This is a genomic window from Streptomyces sp. B3I8, from assembly GCF_030816915.1.
In the GTDB taxonomy this organism is placed as follows: Bacteria; Actinomycetota; Actinomycetes; order Streptomycetales; family Streptomycetaceae; genus Streptomyces.
In genome coordinates, this window is record NZ_JAUSYN010000002.1 from 4,139,315 (window position 1) to 4,162,677 (window position 23,363).

A 23,363-nucleotide genomic window follows, 5' to 3' on the forward strand; every position below is an offset into this window, starting at 1 on the left:
GGGGTAGGGTGATCTTCGTCGTGCCTCAGGACACCCTTCGGTGCCCGCCGCACATGACGAGGGCAGCAACCGGTTCGGGCAAGGGGGGCCTTGACGAACCGCACGCAGCGCGCAATTCTCAGGACGCGTCGTCACAACGATCCGAATCCGAGGCATGGATCGGCGACGAAGAGGGCAGTATCGATGTGCATCGAGGGCGTGGCTTGCCGCAGGTGTTGAGGAACAACGAGGGCCTTTCAGCGCCCGTAGACCCGCACTGGACATCAGTGTGCCAAGTGGCTACACTGTCCCTTTGCGCTGCCTGTTAGCTGCTTCCTGCCCGTCACCAGAAGCACGCCCTCATTCGAGCCCGGCGACTGGACGTCCCTGACCTGGCCTTCTGGCCGACCTCAGGAACCCCTGTCCCGGTGTCCGGTGAGCTACCGGGACGCGCGTAGTGAGTCCGAGCCCTCGGAAGGACCCCCTCTTGGCCGCCTCGCGCAATGCCTCGACCGCGAATACGAACAACGCTGCCAGCACCGCCCCGCTGCGCATCTCCTTTGCAAAGATCAAGGAGCCCCTCGAGGTTCCGAACCTTCTCGCGCTGCAAACCGAGAGCTTCGACTGGCTGCTCGGCAACGACGCCTGGAAGGCTCGCGTCGAGTCGGCTCTCGAGTCCGGTCAGGACGTCCCCACCAAGTCCGGTCTGGAGGAGATCTTCGAGGAGATCTCCCCGATCGAGGACTTCTCCGGGTCGATGTCGCTGACCTTCCGCGACCACCGCTTCGAACCGCCGAAGAACAGCATCGACGAGTGCAAGGAGCGCGACTTCACGTTCGCCGCCCCGCTCTTCGTCACCGCCGAGTTCACCAACAACGAGACCGGCGAGATCAAGTCCCAGACCGTCTTCATGGGCGACTTCCCGCTCATGACGAACAAGGGCACCTTCGTCATCAACGGCACCGAGCGTGTCGTGGTGTCCCAGCTGGTCCGTTCGCCGGGCGTCTACTTCGACTCCTCCATCGACAAGACCTCCGACAAGGACATCTTCTCCGCGAAGATCATCCCCTCCCGGGGTGCCTGGCTGGAGATGGAGATCGACAAGCGCGACATGGTCGGCGTCCGCATCGACCGCAAGCGCAAGCAGTCCGTCACCGTCCTTCTCAAGGCCCTCGGCTGGACCACCGAGCAGATCCTCGAGGAGTTCGGCGAGTACGAGTCCATGCGCGCCACCCTGGAGAAGGACCACACCCAGGGCCAGGACGACGCGCTGCTCGACATCTACCGCAAGCTGCGCCCGGGCGAGCCCCCCACGCGTGAGGCCGCGCAGACGCTGCTCGAGAACCTCTACTTCAACCCCAAGCGCTACGACCTGGCCAAGGTCGGCCGCTACAAGGTCAACAAGAAGCTGGGCGCGGACGCGCCGCTGGACGCCGGCATCCTGACCGTCGAGGACATCATCTCGACGATCAAGTACCTGGTGCAGCTGCACGCCGGTGAGACCGAGACCGTCGGGGACAACGGCCAGCCGGTCGTCGTCGAGACCGACGACATCGACCACTTCGGCAACCGCCGTCTGCGCAGTGTCGGCGAGCTCATCCAGAACCAGGTCCGCACGGGTCTGGCGCGGATGGAGCGCGTCGTGCGCGAGCGCATGACGACCCAGGACGTCGAGGCGATCACGCCGCAGACCCTGATCAACATCCGGCCGGTCGTCGCCTCCATCAAGGAGTTCTTCGGCACCAGCCAGCTGTCGCAGTTCATGGACCAGAACAACCCGCTGTCGGGGCTCACCCACAAGCGCCGCCTGTCGGCCCTCGGCCCGGGTGGTCTCTCCCGTGAGCGGGCCGGCTTCGAGGTCCGTGACGTGCACCCCTCGCACTACGGCCGCATGTGCCCGATCGAGACGCCCGAAGGCCCGAACATCGGTCTGATCGGCTCGCTCGCCTCCTACGGCCGCGTCAACGCGTTCGGCTTCGTCGAGACGCCGTACCGCAAGGTCGTCGAGGGCCGGGTCACCGACGACGTCGACTACCTGACCGCCGACGAGGAGGACCGCTTCGTCATCGCGCAGGCCAACGCCACGCTCACCGACGACATGCGGTTCGAGGAGTCCCGGGTCCTGGTCCGCCGCCGCGGCGGCGAGGTCGACTACGTCCCCGGTGACGACGTGGACTACATGGACGTCTCGCCGCGCCAGATGGTGTCGGTCGCGACCGCCATGATCCCGTTCCTGGAGCACGACGACGCCAACCGTGCCCTCATGGGCGCGAACATGATGCGCCAGGCCGTGCCCCTCATCAAGAGCGAGGCCCCGCTCGTCGGCACCGGCATGGAGTACCGCTCCGCCGTCGACGCCGGTGACGTGGTCAAGGCCGAGAAGGACGGTGTGGTCCAGGAGGTCTCCGCGGACTACATCACCACCGCCAACGACGACGGCACGTACATCACGTACCGCCTGGCCAAGTTCTCCCGGTCCAACCAGGGCACCTCGGTCAACCAGAAGGTCATCGTCAACGAGGGCGACCACGTCGTCACGGGCCAGGTGCTCGCCGACGGTCCGGCCACCCAGAACGGTGAGATGGCGCTCGGCAAGAACCTGCTCGTCGCGTTCATGCCGTGGGAGGGTCACAACTACGAGGACGCGATCATCCTGTCGCAGCGCCTCGTGCAGGACGACGTCCTCTCCTCGATCCACATCGAGGAGCACGAGGTCGACGCCCGTGACACCAAGCTCGGCCCCGAGGAGATCACCCGGGACATCCCGAACGTCTCCGAGGAGGTCCTCGCCGACCTCGACGAGCGCGGCATCATCCGCATCGGTGCCGAGGTCGTCGCCGGCGACATCCTCGTCGGCAAGGTCACGCCCAAGGGCGAGACCGAGCTGACCCCGGAGGAGCGGCTGCTGCGCGCGATCTTCGGTGAGAAGGCGCGTGAGGTCCGTGACACCTCGCTGAAGGTGCCGCACGGCGAGATCGGCAAGGTCATCGGCGTCCGCCTCTTCGACCGCGAGGAGGGCGACGAGCTGCCGCCCGGCGTGAACCAGCTGGTCCGCGTCTACGTGGCCCAGAAGCGCAAGATCACCGACGGTGACAAGCTCGCCGGCCGTCACGGCAACAAGGGTGTCATCTCCAAGATCCTGCCGATCGAGGACATGCCGTTCCTGGAGGACGGCACCCCGGTCGACATCATCCTCAACCCCCTCGGTGTCCCGTCCCGCATGAACCCGGGACAGGTCCTGGAGATCCACCTCGGCTGGCTCGCCAGCCGCGGCTGGGACGTCTCCGGCCTCGCGGAGGAGTGGGCGACGCGGCTCCAGGGCATCGGCGCCGACAACGTCGCGCCCGGCACCAACGTCGCCACCCCGGTGTTCGACGGTGCCCGCGAGGACGAGCTGGCGGGTCTGCTCCAGCACACCATCCCCAACCGGGACGGCGAGCGCATGGTGCAGCCCACCGGCAAGGCGAGGCTGTTCGACGGCCGCTCCGGCGAGCCGTTCCCGGCGCCGATCTCGGTCGGCTACATGTACATCCTCAAGCTGCACCACCTGGTCGACGACAAGCTGCACGCCCGTTCGACCGGTCCGTACTCGATGATCACCCAGCAGCCGCTGGGTGGTAAGGCCCAGTTCGGTGGCCAGCGCTTCGGTGAGATGGAGGTGTGGGCGCTGGAGGCGTACGGCGCCGCTTACGCCCTCCAGGAGCTGCTGACCATCAAGTCCGACGACGTCACCGGCCGCGTGAAGGTCTACGAGGCCATCGTCAAGGGCGAGAACATCCCCGAGCCCGGCATCCCCGAGTCCTTCAAGGTGCTCATCAAGGAGATGCAGTCCCTGTGCCTCAACGTGGAGGTGCTGTCCAGCGACGGCATGTCCATCGAGATGCGCGACACCGACGAGGACGTCTTCCGCGCGGCGGAGGAGCTCGGCATCGACCTGTCCCGGCGCGAGCCGAGCAGCGTCGAAGAGGTCTGACGGGAGTCAGGCGGGGCCTCTTCCTCAGAGGTCCCGCCGATCCCGCGACCCCCGTTTCAGACCACAGACTTACAACCCTGAGAGGGATTGACGCATAGTGCTCGACGTCAACTTCTTCGATGAGCTCCGGATCGGCCTGGCCACCGCTGACGACATCCGTCAGTGGAGCCACGGTGAGGTCAAGAAGCCCGAGACCATCAACTACCGCACCCTCAAGCCGGAAAAGGACGGGCTCTTCTGCGAGAAGATCTTCGGCCCCACCCGGGACTGGGAGTGCTACTGCGGCAAGTACAAGCGCGTCCGCTTCAAGGGCATCATCTGTGAGCGCTGTGGCGTCGAGGTCACGCGCGCCAAGGTGCGCCGTGAGCGGATGGGCCACATCGAACTGGCCGCCCCCGTCACGCACATCTGGTACTTCAAGGGCGTCCCGTCGCGCCTCGGCTACCTGCTCGACCTCGCCCCGAAGGACCTGGAGAAGGTCATCTACTTCGCGGCGTACATGATCACGTACGTCGACGAGGAGCGCCGCACCCGCGACCTGCCCTCGCTGGAGGCGCACGTCTCCGTCGAGCGCCAGCAGATCGAGAACCGCCGCGACGCCGACCTCGAGGCCCGCGCCAAGAAGCTCGAGACCGACCTGGCCGAGCTCGAGGCCGAGGGTGCCAAGGCCGACGTGCGCCGCAAGGTGCGCGAGGGCGCCGAGCGCGAGATGAAGCAGCTGCGCGACCGCGCCCAGCGCGAGATCGACCGTCTCGACGAGGTGTGGACCCGGTTCAAGAACCTCAAGGTCCAGGACCTCGAGGGTGACGAGCTGCTCTACCGCGAACTGCGCGACCGCTTCGGCACCTACTTCGACGGCTCGATGGGTGCCGCGGCGCTGCAGAAGCGCCTGGAGTCCTTCGACCTCGACGAGGAGGCCGAGCGCCTCCGCGAGATCATCCGCACCGGCAAGGGCCAGAAGAAGACCCGCGCCCTGAAGCGGCTGAAGGTCGTCTCCGCGTTCCTGCAGACGTCCAACAGCCCCAAGGGCATGGTCCTGGACTGCGTCCCGGTCATCCCGCCGGACCTGCGTCCGATGGTGCAGCTGGACGGTGGCCGCTTCGCGACCTCCGACCTGAACGACCTGTACCGCCGTGTCATCAACCGCAACAACCGCCTGAAGCGGCTTCTCGACCTCGGCGCGCCCGAGATCATCGTGAACAACGAGAAGCGCATGCTCCAGGAGGCCGTCGACGCGCTCTTCGACAACGGCCGCCGCGGCCGCCCGGTCACGGGCCCCGGCAACCGTCCGCTGAAGTCGCTGTCCGACATGCTCAAGGGCAAGCAGGGCCGCTTCCGTCAGAACCTGCTCGGCAAGCGCGTGGACTACTCCGCGCGTTCCGTGATCGTCGTCGGTCCGCAGCTCAAGCTGCACCAGTGCGGTCTGCCGAAGGCGATGGCGCTGGAGCTGTTCAAGCCGTTCGTGATGAAGCGCCTGGTCGACCTGAACCACGCGCAGAACATCAAGTCGGCCAAGCGCATGGTCGAGCGCGGCCGCACCGTGGTGTACGACGTCCTCGAAGAGGTCATCGCCGAGCACCCGGTGCTGCTGAACCGTGCGCCCACCCTGCACCGCCTCGGCATCCAGGCCTTCGAGCCGCAGCTGGTCGAGGGCAAGGCCATCCAGATCCACCCGCTCGTCTGCACCGCGTTCAACGCGGACTTCGACGGTGACCAGATGGCCGTGCACCTGCCGCTGTCCGCGGAGGCGCAGGCCGAGGCCCGCATCCTGATGCTGTCCTCGAACAACATCCTCAAGCCCGCCGACGGCCGTCCGGTGACGATGCCGACCCAGGACATGGTCCTCGGTCTGTTCTTCCTCACCACCGACGGCGAGATGCGGGACACCAAGGGCGAGGGCCGCGCGTTCGGCTCCACCGCCGAGGCGACCATGGCGTTCGACGCCGGCGAGCTGGCCCTCCAGTCGCCCGTCGACATCCGTTTCCCGGTGGGCACCATCCCGCCGCGCGGCTGGACCCCGCCGGTCTCCGAGGACGACGCCGACGCCGCCGCCTGGCAGCCCGGCGACCCGTTCCGGCTGCGGACGACCCTGGGCCGCGCGCTCTTCAACGAGCTGCTGCCCGAGGACTACCCGTTCGTCGACTACTCGGTGGGCAAGAAGCAGCTCGGCGAGATCGTCAACGACCTGGCCGAGCGCTACCCCAAGGTGATCGTGGCGGCGACGCTCGACAACCTGAAGGCGGCGGGCTTCTACTGGGGCACCCGCTCCGGCGTCACCGTGGCCATCTCCGACGTCGTCGTTCCCGAGGCGAAGAAGGAGATCGTCAAGGGCTACGAGGCGCAGGACGAGAAGGTCCAGAAGCAGTACGAGCGCGGTCTGATCACCAAGGAAGAGCGCACGCAGGAGCTCATCGCGATCTGGACCAAGGCGACCAACGAGGTCGCCGAGGCGATGAACGCGAACTTCCCGAAGACGAACCCCATCTTCATGATGGTCGACTCGGGTGCGCGCGGAAACATGATGCAGATGCGTCAGATCGCCGGTATGCGTGGTCTGGTGTCCAACGCCAAGAACGAGACGATCCCGCGTCCCATCAAGGCGTCCTTCCGTGAGGGCCTGTCCGTGCTGGAGTACTTCATCTCCACGCACGGTGCCCGTAAGGGTCTGGCGGACACCGCCCTGCGTACGGCCGACTCGGGTTACCTCACCCGTCGTCTGGTCGACGTCTCGCAGGACGTCATCATCCGCGAGGAGGACTGCGGCACCGACCGCGGCCTGCGGCTGAAGATCGCCGAGCGCGGCGCGGACGGCGTGCTGGCCAAGACCGAGGACGTCGAGACGTCCGTGTACGCGCGCTGCCTCGCCGAGGACATCGTCGTCGAGGGCAAGGTGCTGGCCCCGGCCGGCACCGACCTGGGCGACGTCCTCATCGAGGAGCTCGTCAAGCACGGCGTCGAGGAGGTCAAGACCCGCTCGGTCCTGACCTGCGAGTCCGCGGTCGGCACCTGCGCCATGTGCTACGGCCGTTCGCTGGCCACCGGCAAGCTGGTCGACATCGGTGAGGCGGTCGGCATCATCGCCGCCCAGTCCATCGGTGAGCCCGGCACCCAGCTGACGATGCGTACCTTCCACACCGGTGGTGTGGCCGGTGACGACATCACGCAGGGTCTGCCGCGTGTCGTCGAGCTCTTCGAGGCCCGTACCCCGAAGGGTGTCGCCCCGATCTCCGAGGCCGCCGGCCGCGTGCGGATCGAGGAGACCGAGAAGACGAAGAAGATCGTCGTCACCCCGGACGACGGCAGCGACGAGACGGCGTTCCCGATCTCCAAGCGTGCCCGTCTGCTGGTCTCCGAGGGCGATCACGTCGACGTGGGCCAGAAGCTCACGGTGGGTGCCACCAACCCGCACGACGTGCTGCGCATCCTCGGCCAGCGCGCGGTCCAGGTGCACCTGGTCGGCGAGGTCCAGAAGGTCTACAACTCGCAGGGCGTGTCGATCCACGACAAGCACATCGAGATCATCATCCGGCAGATGCTCCGCCGGGTCACGATCATCGAGTCCGGCGACGCGGAACTGCTGCCGGGCGAGCTCGTCGAGCGCGGCAAGTTCGAGACCGAGAACCGTCGTGTGGTCCAGGAGAACGGTCACCCGGCCTCCGGTCGTCCGCAGCTGATGGGTATCACCAAGGCCTCGCTGGCGACGGAGTCCTGGCTGTCGGCCGCCTCCTTCCAGGAGACGACCAGGGTCCTGACGGACGCGGCGATCAACGCCAAGTCCGACAGCCTGATCGGCCTCAAGGAGAACGTCATCATCGGCAAGCTCATCCCGGCCGGTACGGGTCTGTCCCGCTACCGCAACATCCGGGTCGAGCCGACCGAGGAGGCCAAGGCGGCGATGTACTCGGCAGTCGGTTACGACGACATCGACTACTCGCCGTTCGGCACGGGCTCCGGCCAGGCGGTGCCGCTGGAGGACTACGACTACGGTCCGTACAACCAGTAGTCATCGGCGCGGGCCGCGCAGGCGGCCCGCGGCAGACCGACGGGCGGTCACCTCCAGGGGTGGCCGCCCGTCGGCGTGTACGGCCTTCCGGGGCGGTCCCGGGCGCCTTCCCGGTCGTCTTCGGGGCTGGGGGGAACCATCGCGCTTCCGGGCGCGTTCGAAGATGATGGAGGCCATACCGCCGCCGGGGGAGGTATTCCGTGACGTACCCGACACCGTGGCAGCCGTGGAACGGGCAGAACGCCCAGCACGGCTCGTCGATGCTCGCGTCCCACGCGGACCGTGAGCGGGCTGTGGACGTGCTCAGAGCGGGCTTCAGCGAGGGGCGGCTGCAGCAGGCGGAGCTGGAGCGGCGCGTCGCGCGGGCCTACGAGGCGCGCACGGTGGGGGAGCTCGGGCTGCTCGTCGCCGACCTGCCGCAGGGACCGGTCCCGGTGCAGCCCTCCATGGGCCCCGTGCCGCGTACGTTCCTGCCGGCGCCGGCGCTGCCCCCGCCCAACAACGGCAAGGCCGTGGGCGCCCTGGTGTGCGGCATCCTGACGACGATGACGGCGGGGCTCACCGGTATCCCCGCGGTGGTGCTGGGCCACACCGCCCGCAGCGAGATACGTCGCACGGGCGAGGGGGGCGACGGCTTCGCGCTCGCCGGCCTCATCCTGGGCTGGCTGTCGATCGCGGGCTGGACGCTGTTCGTGCTCTTCGTGGTCGCGGCGGCGTCGATGTCGTAGCCCCGGCGGCGGTCGGCCGCGGAGAAGTTGTTTTGACCGCAGCCGATGCGGTAGGTACGCTCAGACCTTGTGCCTGGGGTGTGCCCTGGCCCTCGTGCGTGCCTGCACCCGTACGGGGAGCCGTCACCGGCCACCGTGATCTGCGCCTTTTCTGCCTCGCGGCGGGGATCTGCAGTATTCGACACACCCGACCGCGTGGGTCGGAGATGTTCCAGGTTAGCTGTACCCATCGGCACACAGAAACCGGAGAAGTAGTGCCTACGATCCAGCAGCTGGTCCGGAAGGGCCGGCAGGACAAGGTCGAGAAGAACAAGACGCCCGCACTCGAGGGTTCGCCCCAGCGTCGCGGCGTCTGCACGCGTGTGTTCACGACCACCCCGAAGAAGCCGAACTCGGCCCTCCGCAAGGTCGCGCGTGTGCGTCTGACCAGCGGCATCGAGGTCACCGCTTACATTCCGGGTGAGGGACACAACCTGCAGGAGCACTCCATCGTGCTCGTGCGCGGCGGCCGTGTGAAGGACCTGCCGGGTGTTCGTTACAAGATCATCCGTGGTTCGCTCGACACCCAGGGTGTCAAGAACCGCAAGCAGGCCCGCAGCCGCTACGGCGCCAAGAAGGAGAAGTAAGAATGCCTCGTAAGGGCCCCGCCCCGAAGCGTCCGGTCATCATCGACCCGGTCTACGGCTCTCCTCTGGTGACCTCCCTGATCAACAAGGTGCTGCTGAACGGCAAGCGCTCCACCGCCGAGCGCATCGTCTACGGCGCCATGGAGGGTCTGCGTGAGAAGACGGGCAACGACCCGATCATCACGCTGAAGCGCGCGCTGGAGAACATCAAGCCGACCCTCGAGGTCAAGTCCCGCCGTGTCGGTGGCGCCACGTACCAGGTGCCGATCGAGGTCAAGCCCGGTCGCGCCAACACGCTCGCGCTGCGCTGGCTGGTCGGTTACTCCCGCGCCCGTCGCGAGAAGACCATGACCGAGCGCCTGCTCAACGAGCTCCTCGACGCTTCCAACGGCCTCGGTGCCGCGGTGAAGAAGCGCGAGGACACGCACAAGATGGCCGAGTCCAACAAGGCCTTCGCGCACTACCGCTGGTAGTCGCTACCCACATCGAGACCGAGAGAAGACTGAAGCCTTATGGCTACCACTTCACTTGACCTGGCCAAGGTCCGCAACATCGGGATCATGGCCCACATCGACGCGGGCAAGACGACCACCACTGAGCGGATCCTGTTCTACACCGGCGTTTCGTACAAGATCGGTGAGGTCCACGACGGCGCCGCCACGATGGACTGGATGGAGCAGGAGCAGGAGCGTGGCATCACGATCACGTCTGCTGCGACCACCTGTCACTGGCCCCTCGAGGACAACGACTACACCATCAACATCATCGACACCCCGGGGCACGTCGACTTCACCGTCGAGGTGGAGCGCTCCCTGCGTGTGCTCGACGGTGCCGTGACGGTGTTCGACGGTGTCGCCGGTGTCGAGCCGCAGTCCGAGACGGTGTGGCGTCAGGCCGACCGTTACGGCGTGCCGCGCATCTGCTTCGTCAACAAGCTGGACCGTACGGGTGCCGAGTTCCACCGCTGCGTGGACATGATCTCGGACCGCCTGGGCGCCCAGCCGCTCGTCATGCAGCTCCCGATCGGTGCCGAGGCCGACTTCAAGGGCGTCGTGGACCTGGTCCGCATGAAGGCGCTCGTGTGGTCCGCCGAGGCGGCCAAGGGCGAGATGTACGACGTCGTCGACATCCCGGCCACGCACACCGAGGCCGCCGAGGAGTGGCGCGGCAAGCTGGTCGAGGCCGTCGCGGAGAACGACGAGGAGATGATGGAGCTGTTCCTGGAGGGCCAGGAGCCCACCGAGGAGCAGCTGTACGCGGCGATCCGTCGCATCACCATCGCCTCCGGCAAGTCCAACGACATCACGGTCACCCCGGTGTTCTGCGGTACCGCGTTCAAGAACAAGGGCGTCCAGCCCCTGCTCGACGCGGTCGTGCGCTACCTGCCGACCCCGCTCGACGTCGAGGCCATCGAGGGCCACGACGTCAAGGACCCCGAGGTCGTCGTCAAGCGCAAGCCGTCCGAGGACGAGCCGCTGTCCGCGCTCGCGTTCAAGATCATGAGCGACCCGCACCTGGGCAAGCTCACGTTCGTCCGCGTGTACTCCGGCCGTCTGCAGTCCGGCACCGCCGTGCTGAACTCGGTCAAGGGCCGCAAGGAGCGCATCGGCAAGATCTACCGCATGCACGCCAACAAGCGTGAGGAGATCGAGTCGGTGGGCGCCGGCGACATCGTCGCCGTCATGGGCCTGAAGCAGACCACCACCGGTGAGACGCTCGCGGACGAGAAGAACCCGGTCATCCTGGAGTCCATGGACTTCCCGGCGCCGGTCATCGAGGTCGCGATCGAGCCCAAGTCCAAGGGCGACCAGGAGAAGCTGGGTGTCGCCATCCAGCGTCTCGCGGAGGAGGACCCCTCCTTCCAGGTGCACACCAACGAGGAGACCGGCCAGACCGTCATCGGCGGCATGGGCGAGCTTCACCTCGAGGTGCTGGTCGACCGGATGCGGCGCGAGTTCAAGGTCGAGGCCAACGTCGGCAAGCCGCAGGTCGCCTACCGTGAGACGATCCGTAAGGCCGTCGAGCGCGTGGACTACACCCACAAGAAGCAGACCGGTGGTACCGGTCAGTTCGCCAAGGTGCAGATCGCGATCGAGCCCATCGAGGGCGGCGACGCGAGCTACGAGTTCGTGAACAAGGTCACCGGTGGCCGTATCCCGAAGGAGTACATCCCTTCGGTCGACGCCGGTGCGCAGGAGGCCATGCAGTTCGGCATCCTGGCCGGCTACGAGATGACGGGCGTCCGCGTCACGCTCATCGACGGTGGCTACCACGAGGTCGACTCCTCCGAGCTCGCCTTCAAGATCGCCGGTTCGCAGGCGTTCAAGGAGGCCGCGCGCAAGGCCAGCCCCGTGCTGCTCGAGCCGATGATGGCCGTCGAGGTCACCACGCCCGAGGACTACATGGGCGATGTGATCGGCGACATCAACTCCCGCCGTGGCCAGATCCAGGCCATGGAGGAGCGTGCCGGCGCCCGCGTCGTCAAGGGCCTGGTCCCGCTGTCGGAGATGTTCGGCTACGTCGGCGACCTCCGCAGCAAGACATCGGGTCGCGCGAGCTACTCGATGCAGTTCGACTCCTACGCCGAGGTTCCCCGGAACGTCGCCGAGGAGATCATCGCGAAGGCCAAGGGCGAGTAACGCACCCCGTTCACACGCTTTAGGCTTGACACCGACCGCCGGGATTCGACCGGTGAGGGAGAATCCCGGCGGGCGGCACCCCAGCAAAGATCATCCTGGCGCCGATGAGTAAGGCGTACAGAACCACTCCACAGGAGGACCCCAGTGGCGAAGGCGAAGTTCGAGCGGACTAAGCCGCACGTCAACATCGGCACCATCGGTCACATCGACCACGGTAAGACGACCCTCACGGCCGCCATTACCAAGGTGCTGCACGACGCGTACCCGGACCTGAACGAGGCCTCGGCCTTCGACCAGATCGACAAGGCTCCTGAGGAGCGCCAGCGCGGTATCACCATCTCCATCGCGCACGTCGAGTACCAGACCGAGTCGCGTCACTACGCCCACGTCGACTGCCCCGGTCACGCGGACTACATCAAGAACATGATCACCGGTGCGGCGCAGATGGACGGCGCCATCCTGGTGGTCGCCGCCACCGACGGCCCGATGCCGCAGACCAAGGAGCACGTGCTCCTGGCCCGCCAGGTCGGCGTCCCGTACATCGTCGTCGCCCTGAACAAGGCCGACATGGTGGACGACGAGGAGATCATGGAGCTCGTCGAGCTCGAGGTCCGTGAGCTCCTCTCCGAGTACGAGTTCCCGGGCGACGACCTTCCGGTCGTGCGCGTCTCGGCGCTCAAGGCGCTCGAGGGCGACAAGGAGTGGGGCCAGTCGGTCCTGAACCTGATGGCCGCCGTCGACGAGGCGATCCCGCAGCCCGAGCGTGACGTCGACAAGCCGTTCCTGATGCCGATCGAGGACGTCTTCACGATCACCGGTCGTGGCACGGTCGTCACCGGTCGTATCGAGCGCGGTGTCCTCAAGGTCAACGAGACCGTGGACATCGTCGGCATCAAGCAGGAGAAGACCACCACCACGGTCACCGGCATCGAGATGTTCCGGAAGCTGCTGGACGAGGGTCAGGCCGGTGAGAACGTCGGTCTGCTGCTCCGCGGCATCAAGCGCGAGGACGTCGAGCGCGGCCAGGTCATCATCAAGCCGGGCTCGGTCACCCCGCACACCGAGTTCGAGGCGCAGGCGTACATCCTGTCCAAGGACGAGGGCGGCCGCCACACGCCGTTCTTCAACAACTACCGCCCGCAGTTCTACTTCCGTACGACGGACGTGACCGGCGTGGTGACCCTCCCCGAGGGCACCGAGATGGTCATGCCGGGTGACAACACCGAGATGAAGGTGGAGCTCATCCAGCCCGTCGCCATGGAGGAGGGCCTCAAGTTCGCCATCCGTGAGGGTGGCCGGACCGTCGGCGCCGGCCAGGTCACCAAGATCGTCAAGTAACACTTGACGGCTTCGGCCTGGTAGCTCCGCTGCGAGCACGTGTGTGAGAGGGCCCGTACGACTTCGGTCGTACGGGCCCTTCGCGTTGGGGGCGGGGGCGGCCGGCTGGGTGGGTCGGCCGGAGGGGGTTCGCTTGCGCGAGGGGGTCGTGCGCCGGCGGGGGTCGGTTGCTTGTGCGCGTGCGGGGGCCGACGGCCCGGGGGGTTTCGCCCCCGCCGCCCCTACCCTTCCCGTCCCCCAGGGGCTCCGCCCCCTTCGACCCCGGCGGGGGCTAAGCCCCCTGTGCCCCCGACCCCGGGCTCCGCCCGCCCGTGTCCCCGCGGGGCTGCGCGCTTGCACCCCGTCGGGACATGAGGGGCGCCGTCGGCCCCGAGGGGGCTCTGCCCCCTGGACCCCCGGGGGTGGGGGACTGCTGTCCCCTGCACCTCGATGAGACGTGACCCTCTCCTGGACTCCCGGGACCCCGGAGACCTCCTGGACTCCCGGCACCCCGGAGACCGAAAGTCTGCCGTAGCCGACGGCCTATTGTTTCGGGGAATTCTCCGAACCATGATGTGGCGCGGTCATGACCAGTCGGTCGCGGGCCGTGGTGGACGGAGGAGCGCATGGACAGGGACGGCGGCGGTCGGCGGCCGAGTCGGAGGGCCGTGATCGGGGCAGGGGCGGGGAGTGCGCTGGGGCTCGGGCTGCTCGGGGGCGTGCCGGGGCTGGCGGGGGCGGCGCACGCCCAGTCGGCCGCGCCCGCGGCCGGGAGTCGGCCGCGGGCGACGGATCCCGGCGCCTACGTCTCCTTCACGCCCCGGCCCGGCGCACTCGCGCTCGTGCGTGCCGGGCGCGCGGTGCCGATCGCCGTCGACGGCGGCGACCACGCCGGTGTGCTGCGCGTCGCCGGTGATCTGAGGGACGACATCGAGCGCGTCACCGGCGTCCGCCCCGCCCTCGCGCACACCGGCAGGGACAAGCTGCCCGCCGCCCGTGAGGTGGTCGTGCTCGGCACCCTCGGCCGCAGCGCCCTCGTCGACGGCCTGGTGGCGAGCGGGAAGCTGGACGTCGGAGGCGTCGAGGGCAGGTGGGAGACCTCGCTCCAGACGGTCGTCGAGCACCCGTTCCCCGGCGTGGACCGCGCCTTCGTGATCGTGGGCAGCGACCAGCGCGGCACCGTCTTCGGCGCCTACGACGTCAGCCTCGGCATCGGCGTCTCCCCCTGGTACTGGTGGGACGATGTCCGGCCCGTCCACCGCGAGGCCCTCTACGTCCGGCCCGGCCGGCACACTCAGGGCACCCCCGCCGTGAAGTACCGCGGCGTCTTCCTCAACGACGAGAACCCCGCGCTCGGCACCTGGGCCCCAGCCCACTTCGGCCCCGGCAAGGCGCAGGGGCACGAGGGCGGTTTCAACGCCGACTTCTACGCCAAGGTCTTCGAACTGCTGCTCAGGCTGAAGGCGAACTACCTGTGGCCGGCGGTGTGGGGCCGCGCCTTCGCCGAGGACGACCCGGAGAACCACGCCCGCGCCACCCGGTACGGCATCGTCATGGGCACCTCGCACGAGGCGCCCATGATGCGCGGCATCGAGGAGTGGAACCGGCACGCCGTGGCCGCCGTCCGCGACAAGGACGGCACGATCGTCACCCCCGGCCACGACCCGTACGGCGGAACCGGCGAGTGGTCCTTCCGCAACAACGCCGACGCGCTGAAGAAGTACTGGGCCGACGGCATCCGCCGGATGGTCGAACAGGACTTCGAGGGCGTGGTCACCCTCGGCATGCGCGGCAACGGCGACACCAGCCTCCCCGACGGCGACGGCATCGAGCTGATGCGGGAGATCATCGCCACCCAGCGGAAGATCCTCGCCGACGTCACCGGCAAGGACGTCACCACCGTTCCCCAGGTCTGGACGCTCTACAAGGAGGTCCAGCGCTACTGGGACCGCGGCCTGCGCGTCCCCGACGACGTCACCGTCGTCCTCACCGACGACAACTGGGGCAACATCCGCAAGCACCCCGATCCCGCGGAGCCCGCCCGCTCCGGCGGTTACGGGCTGTACTACCACTTCGACTACGTGGGCGCGGGCCGCAACTACAAGTGGGTCGACACCACCTCCCTGCCGAACATGTGGGACCAGCTCCGCCAGGCCGTCGCCTACGGCAACCACGGACTGTGGGTCACCAATACGGGTGATCTCAAGGGCAACGAGCTGCCCACCCAGTTCTTCCTCGACTACGCCTGGAACCCAGGCCGCTGGGACCTCGACGCCCTCCCCGAGTGGGAGCGCCGCTACGCCCGGCAGAACTTCGGTGAGGCCCGGTCCACCGCGATCGCCTCGATCCTCGCCGAGTACGCGCGGCTCCAGTCCGTCCGCAAGCCCGAACTGCTCAACCGGAGGATCACCCTCGACCCGGACAAGAACCCCACCGAGGACGAGTCCGCGATCGTCTACGACGATCAGGCGACCCCCTTCTCGCTCACCGATCACCGCGAACTGGAACGTGCCACCGCGCAGTGGCGCCGGCTCGCCGAGCGCGCCGAGAAGGCCGCCCGGCGGCTGCCCGAGGGCGCTCAGGACGCCTGGTTCGAACTCGTCGGCTACGAGGTCGGGGCCACCGCCAACCTCTACGCGCTGCGCGAGGCCGAGTTCACCAACCTCCTCTACGCCGCGCAGGGCCGGGCCGCCACCAACGCCCGCGCGACCAGCGCCGAGGCCCGCCTCAAGGACGACTTCGCCCTCCAGGACCGCTTCAACAACCTGGTGGCGGGCGGCAAATGGAAGGGGTTCCAGACCCAGCCGCACATCGACTACGGCGACGTCGACCGGTACGGGCCCAACGCGCCGTGGCAGCAGCCCGAGCTGAACAACGTCGCCATCCCCGACGTGCTCTTCCCCGCCGTCCGGCGCATCGAGCTGCCGAACCGGGCGGAGCTGGGCGTGGCGGTCGACGGCTCCGCCCACTGGTGGCCGCACGCCGAACAGCGGGCCGTGCTGCCCGAGTTCAGTCCCTACCAGACCCGGCCCGAGCAGTACGTCGAGGTCTTCAACCGGGGCCGCCGCCCCTTCGACTACCGCGTCACCACCTCCGCCCGCTGGCTGCGCGTCGACCGCCCGCACGGCACGGTGGACCAGCAGGTGCGCGTGACCGTCGAGGTCGACTGGGCGAAGGCACCGGAGGGCAGGAGCGAGGCCGACCTCGTGGTGCACGGCCCCGGCAGCCGGACCGTCACCGTCACCGCTGTGGCCCACCGGCCCGACCGGCGCACCGCCCGCGCGCTGCGCGGCTTCGTCGAGGCGGGCGGCTACATCGCGATCGACGCCGAGCACCACAGCCGCGCGGTCGGCGCCCGCGGAGTGGAGTGGCAGCGCGTCGACGGCATCGGCCGCACCGGCGCGGGCATGACACCGGTGCCGGTCACGGCCGCCGCGCAGACCCCCGGTGGGACCTCGCCCCGCCTGGAGTACGAGGTGAGCGTCCTGACCCCGGGCGAGGTCACCGTGTGGGCGTACCTGTCGCCCCGCAATCCGGCACTCGCCCACGCCGGGCTGCGGTACGCGGTCTCCTTCGACGACGACGCCCCGCAGACCGTGGACGTCATCGGCGCCACCGGCGCGGACGACGGAATCATGAACAGGCAGTGGGCCCGCCACACCTCGGACAACGTCAACCGCACCGCCACCCGGCACACGATCGGGTCAGCCGGTGTACACCGCCTGACGTTCTGGATGGTCGACCCGACGGTCGTGCTGCAACGGCTGGTGATCGACACCGGCGGGCTGACACCGACGTACCTGGGGCCCCTGGAGAGCAGGCGGCTGCGCTGGGACGCGGCAGCCTCCCTGGCCGAGGTGTGCGGCTGAGTCGTACTGCCCGAGCCGTACCGGTGCCGGGAGGCGCCGCCCCGGAACGCCGGCGGTCGCGGAGGTCAGGTCCGCGGCCGCCGGCCGGCGTGCTCCCGACGGCGGTCGCGGACTCCGGCGGACGGATGGGCCTCGAACCCGTACCGGTTGGATCACAGCTCTCGTGACGGTCCCGTGCACCCCTTGTGAACAGCACGTATGCCACCTAGGAATGATCAGACCCCCGCGCACGGCCCGATCCCGCGGCCCGATCCGCACAGCACCCCGAGAGTGAGCCCGTGAGTACCGTCCCGCCCCCCGAGCAGCCCGACGAGGAGTCGTCCGCCCTGCCCGCCGCGTCATCCATATCCGACGAGGAGTGGGAGGCGTTCCAGCGCGACGTGGTGGAGGGCGGCGGCGTGGCCCCGCCGAAGGAGCCGTCGGCGCGGGCCCGGATGGTGGCCCGGCGGCTGCGGGAGCAGGACGAGGCGGCCGAGCGGGCGGGGAAGGGCGGCCGGAGGTGGCGCCGCAGCGGCCGGAGGTGGCGTCGCGGAGGCCGGAAGGCGGCCCGGACCGCCGCCCCCGCGACCCCGCCCGGCTGGCGCACGGGCCCCGCCTGGCAGGAGATGAACGGTGGCCGCGGGCGCCGGCGCGGACTGTGGTCGGCGGTCGGTGTGCTGGCCGCGGTGGCGCTGGCGATGGTAGCGATCCGCCCGTCCCTCCTCACCGACCGCTTTCCCGGCCACGACTCGGCGGCCGACTCGGCCCCCTCCGCGCTCCCGGCCGAGACGGCCCTGCCGACCGGCGCGCCCGACGCCGTGGACCAGGCCGGGACGCCCACCCGCGCCCACCCGTTCCTCGGCTCACCGGCCCGCGGCTGGGCCGAGGGCCCGGACGCCATCGTGCTGCCGGCCGCGAAGGCGGTCGGCGGGATGAGCAAGGACGACGTGGCGCTGGCGCTGCGCCGCACGAAGGAGTTCCTGGTCGCGGCGAACCTCGATCCGAAGGTCCTGCGCGGCGGCGACCCGGGCAAGGCGCTGGCGGTCCTGGACCCCGAACAGCCGAAGCTGCTGTCCCAGATCCACAGCGCGCTGCGCACCCCGGCACGCGAGCACGACCCGCTGAACTACGTCACCCGCTTCGACCCGAAGCAGGTACTGCTCGCCGGTGACACGGTCAAGGTGCGCGGCCACCTGACGTTCGAGGCCGGGAAGGCGGGCCAGATACAGGTCCACGCGGACTACAGCTTCGTCTACCCGCTCGTGCACGCGGACGCGGACGGCGGCGACAGCCGGGTGGCGCGCACCATCGTGCGCCGCGACCTGACCATGACGCTCGCCGACCCGGCCAAGTGGATCGCCACCAGGGGCAAACTGTCGCTGGCCGAGAACGACGCCCAGTTCTACAACTTCGAGTGCGGCGTGTACGACGGCTACATCCACCCCGTCTCCCCCGGCGACACCCCGACGGGCGCCCCCGCCACCGGCCCGGAAACGGACCCGTACGACCGCAGCGAGGCGCTGCCGGACGACGCCGGACGCGACCAGTGCGGGACGGTCACGCGGACGTGAGGGGCACCGCGGGACAACGGGGACATCACGCGACGGGAGCCGCACGGCCTCGTCGGCGCGTCCCGTCCTGCCGTTGACTCGGCTCGGGGGCTTCAAGCGAGTCGTATGAGACCCGTGTCCGGAGCGATGAGCCATGGGAAGTGGTCTACCAGCGAGGCCACTTCGGCCGGGTCGGCCACGAGGATTTCGCTCGCCCGCGCCGGGTGCGGGTCGAGCTCGCCCGGAGGACGTGGACAGGGCCGCCGATGCTTGGCGCCGTCGCCTGGAGGCAGCGGTGCGCGGTGATCTGCAACCACGCGGGACCGGGGTACGAATGCGCGCGGTCATCGCGTTCGTGGTCGAGCAGGAGTGAGGAGCTGAGCGCCGCGCCCGGGCCTTACCCCAGGTAGTGCATGTCACTCGGTTCAGGAGTCCAGCGGAAGCGCGGGCTGTTCCGCTGCGGGGCCCAGATATGTGTACTCGGTGGCCCGCGCGATACCGACGGAGTCCAGGCGTTGACGGAACCTGACCCGGAAGTGGACGTTGTCTCCGAGACCGGGGCGCATGCGGAGCAGCTCCGCGGGGTCCTCGAAGTGGACGTCGTAGGCGGGGGCGTTCTTCGCGGTGCCGGTCTTCACCTTCACCCACCCACTCTCGCGCAGTTCCGTGATCCTGCCGGAGATGGCGAGCTCCTGGTCACGCGGCCTGGTGTCGCGCAGGCGTCCGACGTAGTGGCGGCCGCGCTCCGTCAGCCGGGCGCTGCACATGCCGCCCTCCGCGTCGTACCAGGTCACACCCAGTTCCAGCGCGTACTTGTCCAGTGCGCGGGCCATCGAGTCCACGGCGTCGAAGAGCCGCGCCCATTCGCGCACGTCCTGTTCGGACTCGATCGCGTCGAGCAGCTTTGTGAGCGTGTGCATGCCGCTGTTGGCCGCGGAGGCGGCCGGAGCATCCAGGGCCGACTGGTCCTGTGAGTGCGGCACGGCCACAGGGCGGGCGTGGATCACGGTGCTGCCCGCCGATACACCGGTGAGTTCCAACTGGACCGGCGTTCCCGAAGCCAGCGAGACGGCCTTCTCTACAGGATCGAGAAGGGCGTCACCCCACTGGAAGCGCAGCGCGCCGCCCTCGGCGTCGGGCCCGGTGAGCCGGAGCCTGAGCTCTTCGTCGAGGCGGGCGTTCGGTTCGTACTCGCGTGCCACGGCGAGGCGGCTTGCCCGGTGATCCGCCTCGATCGCCTCTTCGTCGCGTTCCTCGGTCCCCATCTCCTCCAGCAGGCGACGCGCGCTCGCCACGGCGCCGGGGTCGTCCCTCAGGAGCGCACGCCTGCGCTCACGCCAGCTGCCGCCGGTGGTCACAGTCGCACCTCCAGGTATCCGCGTGCCGGGACGGCACTCCGCTCGGACGGGGAACGGTCCGCGTGATCAGGCAGTCGGCAGCGCTGCCACCAGTCGTCCCACACGCCTCTCTCCATGAAGTATGTCCGTTCCTCGGGCGCCATGACCTCAGGCCGGAAGACATTGCCGACAGGGCGGTACCCGACTCTCATCGGTGAGACGCCATACCTTTCCCTCATGCTGTTCCGGCTCTTGAACGCGGTGGTCAGCCACTTGGAGCCAGGCTTGCCGCGTACCACGCGCTCGGCTCTGGTATCGATCAGCAGGGTCGCGTCGATGTTCTGCGGGTCGGGTTTCGCGCTGACGTAGCTGCCTCCCAGCCACAGCCTGTGGACGAGGACGAGTCCGCCGAGGGCGTCCGTGTACTCGTCCTCGAGCGCGAGAAACTTGTCGAGGTAGTCGTGCAATCCGTCCCACAGTTGGGCGCGGGTCGCGGAATCACGGAACTCCGGCGCGCCGACGAGGAGAGATTCCGCTTCGTCGAAGGAGACCGAGTAACGGCCCAGTGGAAGGAATCCATTCGCGGCGAAGGAAGGCAACACGAGCTGTGGGTCCTGTCGGTTCGGTGAGTGTCCGAGGAAGGTCACGACCTGCCGTGCGGGTCATCCTGCCGCGATGTCGTCCGGACCGTCACGGCTTTTCATGATTCGGCCCGCCACCGCGGCGCGCCGCGCGCAGCCGGTCAGTCGTCGAAGATCTCTTCGACGGAGGACGCGGTGACGGAGCGGAGGAGCCAGTGCCGAAGGCTCTCCGGGTCGAGGCACCATGTGATTCGCCTGCGCGCATCTTCGGGGAGGATGAGTCCCCGTTCCGCCAGGATGAGCAGAAGATCTTCCCGGCGGGTCCGCGTGATGCGTTCGATACGGGCTCTCTCGTGACTTTTTCTCCTGATGATTGGCCGCATCAGATCACTCCATGCGTGCCTGGCCGGATGGAGGCGGAGACCCAGCTCGGTGAGACCGGTGAGCGGGTAGGCAAGAAGGTCCGGGACATCCCGCAGGGAAGCGGACAACGCCTCCAGCGCGGAACCGATGAGCGGAGCGGCCGGATGCATGACGGCCGAGAGCGCGGCGAGCGCCGGGTCGGCGCGGGCCTCCTCGAGATCGGTGATCAGCGGCAGGTTGTTTGGGCTCGCCACGAAGGGGCGCAGGGTCAGTGCGGGTGGTTGAACCGGCCCACTGGACACCGGCTGCCCGGCCCACTGAGCCGTCTCCTGGTCGGAGCACATGATCAGCAAGGCCGTGGGCAGCTGGTGCTGGGTCCACAGGTACGGGACGTGGTGTGCCCAGTGCGCCGGCCTGCGGGAGGCCCTGCGGTCCTGCGCCTCGATCAGCAGCAGGAATGACCCTCGCCCCGCTGTTTCCAGATGCAGTTGCGTGTTCCGCCGACACCCGGCGGGGCTGTTCGTGTCGATGGCCGAGGGCAGCACAGTGGTCTCGACGATCGTGGGTACGGCAATGCCGAGCAGTGGCGCCACACGGCTGAAGAGTCCGGGGTCGTGCTGGAAGATGCGGTGCATCGCTTCGTGGGGTGGGCTGAGCATGTGGTTGCTTTCCGGTTGTCAGGGGTGAGTGGTTGCCGCACGGCAGTCGCCGCACAGGCCCGATTCGGGGGCGCGGAAGGCGCGGTCGCAGCCGTCGCAGTTGTGCAGGGGGTGCCGCTGCGGCGAGAGGTCGGCCGGGGCCCGGACCGGGGGCGGAGGCGGTAGCAGGGCGGTGAGGCGGTGGGCCAGCAGGGCGGCCGGGCGGCGCAGATCGTCCTCGGGCGGCAGGTCGGAGGTCAGGGCGGCGCGTACGGCGGACAGCGGCACGTCGTACTGCATCCACGCGACGACGCCTGGCGCCAGGTGGGCCGTGTCGCAGGCGGAGAGCATCAGGCGGGGGTCGTGGCGGCGCAGGCCGCAGAGGAACGCCGTGGCCCTCTCCAGCATGGTCGGGGAGTGGCAGGGCGGCCGGGGCACGGGCGGGAGGGGGTGCGGCTTGCGCTTCCCGCGCGGCCGGTGGGTTTCGGTGTCGGTCGCGGCGCCGGGGACGCCTGCTGCTTCCGCTTCCGCTGCCGCTTCCGGTTGCACGGCCGGTTGCGGCTTCGGTTGCGGAGGCGGCGGGGGTGGCTCCGGCGGTGGTGTCCGGGTGGGGGCGTGGTGGCGGGATGCCCCCGGCTGGTTGCAGGAGACCGTGCGGGTGATCATGCGGCCGGACGGGGTGCGTTCGCGCTCGCGGCGCAGGTAGCCGTGCGCCTCCAGCTCGCGCAGACCCGCCGCGATGCGGGTGCGGCCCTCGGGGAAGCGCGTGGCGAGGGTCTTGATGTCCACGAGGGCGTTGCTCGGCAGCGACTGGATGTGCACGGCCAACGCGATGGCGATCAGCGACAGCTCCGGGTGCTGGGCGAGGTGGTTGCCGATCACCGTGAAGCGGGAGGTGTGCCGGGTGTTCTCGTGGGTGACGCCGAAGGCGCGCGGGCCGGGGCGCCGGCCGGGGTGCGAATGCGCCCGGGAGGGGGGTTTGTCGGCGGTATCGGCTGACTGGGGGCGCGTGGGAGCGCTAGGGTTCTGGGCACCCATGGGGAAGCCTTTCTGGGTTGTCTTCCTCGATGGTCAGGCCCTCGATCGGGATTGCGTGTCCCGGCCGGGGGCCGACGCATATGCGCCGCTCTGTGCGCTGAGAGTAGGGCCGTCGGGGGTGCCGAAATCCAGCCGAACCGGCGATGTTCACCCGGCCGAGTGAGCGGCTCCCATGTGCTGACCGACGGGCGGGAAGGGTGGGGCTTGGTCGGGTTCTTTCTCCCCCAGGTCCTTTACGGGAAGACCGCCTGCGGTACCGGGTCCCGTGGGCGCGGGTTCCGGCCATGAGCAGCACAGTTCGGCCCACACGGTCTTGCGCGGGAACCGGTCCTCGGTGACTCCCCACCGGTCCGCGAGCGCGTCGACGAGGAGCAGCCCGCGCCCCGACTCGGCGGTTTCCTGCGGGTGTTGGAGCTCGGGGAGCCGGTCACCGCGCGTGTCGGTGACCTCGATGCGGAGCGTGCCGCCGATCACGTGGAGCATCAGCCGGAAGTCCCGCCCCGGGACGCGTCCGTGGGTCGCGGCGTTGGCCGCCAGTTCGGCCACGAGCTGGCTCGCGGTCTCCGTGGGCAGCCCCCAGTGGCGCAGTTGCGCCTCCGTGAGCAGGCGGGCCAGCCGGGCTCCGCGCCGCGTGGCGGACAGCAGCACGGTGAAGTGGGGGAACTGGTCGGCCGGTTGGGCCGTGGCCTCGGTTACGGCGATTTCCTGATTCACATCACTCAGCGTGGCTGAGCGCGCTTACC

The 23,363-nt window shown here is 69.0% G+C and carries 13 protein-coding genes and 1 pseudogene; 9 read left to right on the top strand and 5 right to left on the bottom strand.

What is annotated here, in order from left to right; translation table 11 throughout:
- The first annotated feature begins 466 nt into the window (after positions 1-466).
- From rpoB to QFZ64_RS20620, 9 genes are all read left to right on the top strand, one after another.
- Entirely contained in the window at positions 467-3,952 is a 3,486-nt protein-coding gene (rpoB, locus tag QFZ64_RS20580) for a DNA-directed RNA polymerase subunit beta (protein ID WP_307067850.1), read from the top strand.
- A gap of 97 nt (positions 3,953-4,049) precedes the next feature.
- Positions 4,050-7,955, top strand: coding sequence for a DNA-directed RNA polymerase subunit beta' (locus QFZ64_RS20585; protein WP_307067852.1), 3,906 nt, complete (start codon positions 4,050-4,052; stop codon positions 7,953-7,955).
- Positions 7,956-8,215: 260 nt separating this feature from the next.
- On the top strand, positions 8,216-8,683 hold the full coding sequence (locus tag QFZ64_RS20590) for a DUF1707 and DUF4190 domain-containing protein (protein ID WP_307071788.1): 468 nt from the start codon (positions 8,216-8,218) through the stop codon (positions 8,681-8,683).
- Positions 8,684-8,937: 254 nt separating this feature from the next.
- Positions 8,938-9,309: a 30S ribosomal protein S12 gene (gene rpsL, locus QFZ64_RS20595; RefSeq protein ID WP_003948652.1), complete on the top strand. Its 372-nt coding sequence runs from the start codon at positions 8,938-8,940 to the stop codon at positions 9,307-9,309.
- A gap of 2 nt (positions 9,310-9,311) precedes the next feature.
- On the top strand, positions 9,312-9,782 hold the full coding sequence (gene rpsG, locus QFZ64_RS20600) for a 30S ribosomal protein S7 (RefSeq protein WP_003992340.1): 471 nt from the start codon (positions 9,312-9,314) through the stop codon (positions 9,780-9,782).
- Positions 9,783-9,821: 39 nt separating this feature from the next.
- Complete coding sequence (fusA, locus tag QFZ64_RS20605) at positions 9,822-11,948, top strand: elongation factor G (protein ID WP_307067854.1); 2,127 nt, start codon at positions 9,822-9,824, stop codon at positions 11,946-11,948.
- A gap of 144 nt (positions 11,949-12,092) precedes the next feature.
- The gene (gene tuf / locus QFZ64_RS20610; protein ID WP_307067856.1) at positions 12,093-13,286 is read left to right on the top strand and encodes an elongation factor Tu; all 1,194 of its coding nucleotides are present in this window, start codon (positions 12,093-12,095) and stop codon (positions 13,284-13,286) included.
- Positions 13,287-13,891: 605 nt separating this feature from the next.
- The gene (locus QFZ64_RS20615; protein ID WP_307067857.1) at positions 13,892-17,134 is read left to right on the top strand and encodes a glycosyl hydrolase 115 family protein; all 3,243 of its coding nucleotides are present in this window, start codon (positions 13,892-13,894) and stop codon (positions 17,132-17,134) included.
- 278 nt (positions 17,135-17,412) lie between these two features.
- Positions 17,413-18,684 (top strand): hypothetical protein, encoded by a 1,272-nt coding sequence (locus QFZ64_RS20620; protein WP_307067859.1) that lies wholly within the window; start codon positions 17,413-17,415, stop codon positions 18,682-18,684.
- A gap of 404 nt (positions 18,685-19,088) precedes the next feature.
- On the opposite strand, the gene QFZ64_RS20625 is transcribed toward QFZ64_RS20620, so the two are convergent.
- The 5 genes and pseudogenes from QFZ64_RS20625 to QFZ64_RS20645 form a co-directional block, all read right to left on the bottom strand.
- The gene (locus tag QFZ64_RS20625) at positions 19,089-20,021 is read right to left on the bottom strand and encodes a hypothetical protein (protein ID WP_307067860.1); all 933 of its coding nucleotides are present in this window, start codon (positions 20,019-20,021) and stop codon (positions 19,089-19,091) included.
- On the bottom strand, positions 20,018-20,602 hold the full coding sequence (locus QFZ64_RS20630) for a hypothetical protein (protein WP_307067862.1): 585 nt from the start codon (positions 20,600-20,602) through the stop codon (positions 20,018-20,020). Before QFZ64_RS20630 ends, QFZ64_RS20625 begins: the two co-directional genes overlap by 4 nt.
- A gap of 140 nt (positions 20,603-20,742) precedes the next feature.
- Positions 20,743-21,603: a hypothetical protein gene (locus QFZ64_RS20635; RefSeq protein ID WP_307067863.1), complete on the bottom strand. Its 861-nt coding sequence runs from the start codon at positions 21,601-21,603 to the stop codon at positions 20,743-20,745.
- 18 nt (positions 21,604-21,621) lie between these two features.
- Positions 21,622-22,620 carry a helix-turn-helix domain-containing protein gene (locus QFZ64_RS20640; protein ID WP_307067866.1) on the bottom strand — a complete coding sequence of 333 codons (999 nt, stop codon included), beginning with the start codon at positions 22,618-22,620 and terminating at the stop codon, positions 21,622-21,624.
- Between the two features lie 255 nt (positions 22,621-22,875).
- Positions 22,876-23,343 (bottom strand): annotated as a pseudogene (locus tag QFZ64_RS20645) (ATP-binding protein); the annotation flags it as partial.
- Between the last annotated feature and the right edge of the window lie 20 nt (positions 23,344-23,363).

Excerpts from the sequence above, each read along its gene's own strand:
- QFZ64_RS20590 (WP_307071788.1), top strand. The coding sequence starts at position 8,216 with ATGCTCGCGTCCCACGCGGACCGTGAGCGGGCTGTGGACGTGCTCAGA.
- rpsG (WP_003992340.1), top strand. The coding sequence starts at position 9,312 with ATGCCTCGTAAGGGCCCCGCCCCGAAGCGTCCGGTCATCATCGACCCG.
- fusA (WP_307067854.1), top strand. The coding sequence starts at position 9,822 with ATGGCTACCACTTCACTTGACCTGGCCAAGGTCCGCAACATCGGGATC.
- QFZ64_RS20615 (WP_307067857.1), top strand. The coding sequence starts at position 13,892 with ATGGACAGGGACGGCGGCGGTCGGCGGCCGAGTCGGAGGGCCGTGATC.
- QFZ64_RS20635 (WP_307067863.1), bottom strand. The coding sequence starts at position 21,603 with ATGCTCAGCCCACCCCACGAAGCGATGCACCGCATCTTCCAGCACGAC.
- QFZ64_RS20640 (WP_307067866.1), bottom strand. The coding sequence starts at position 22,620 with ATGGGTGCCCAGAACCCTAGCGCTCCCACGCGCCCCCAGTCAGCCGAT.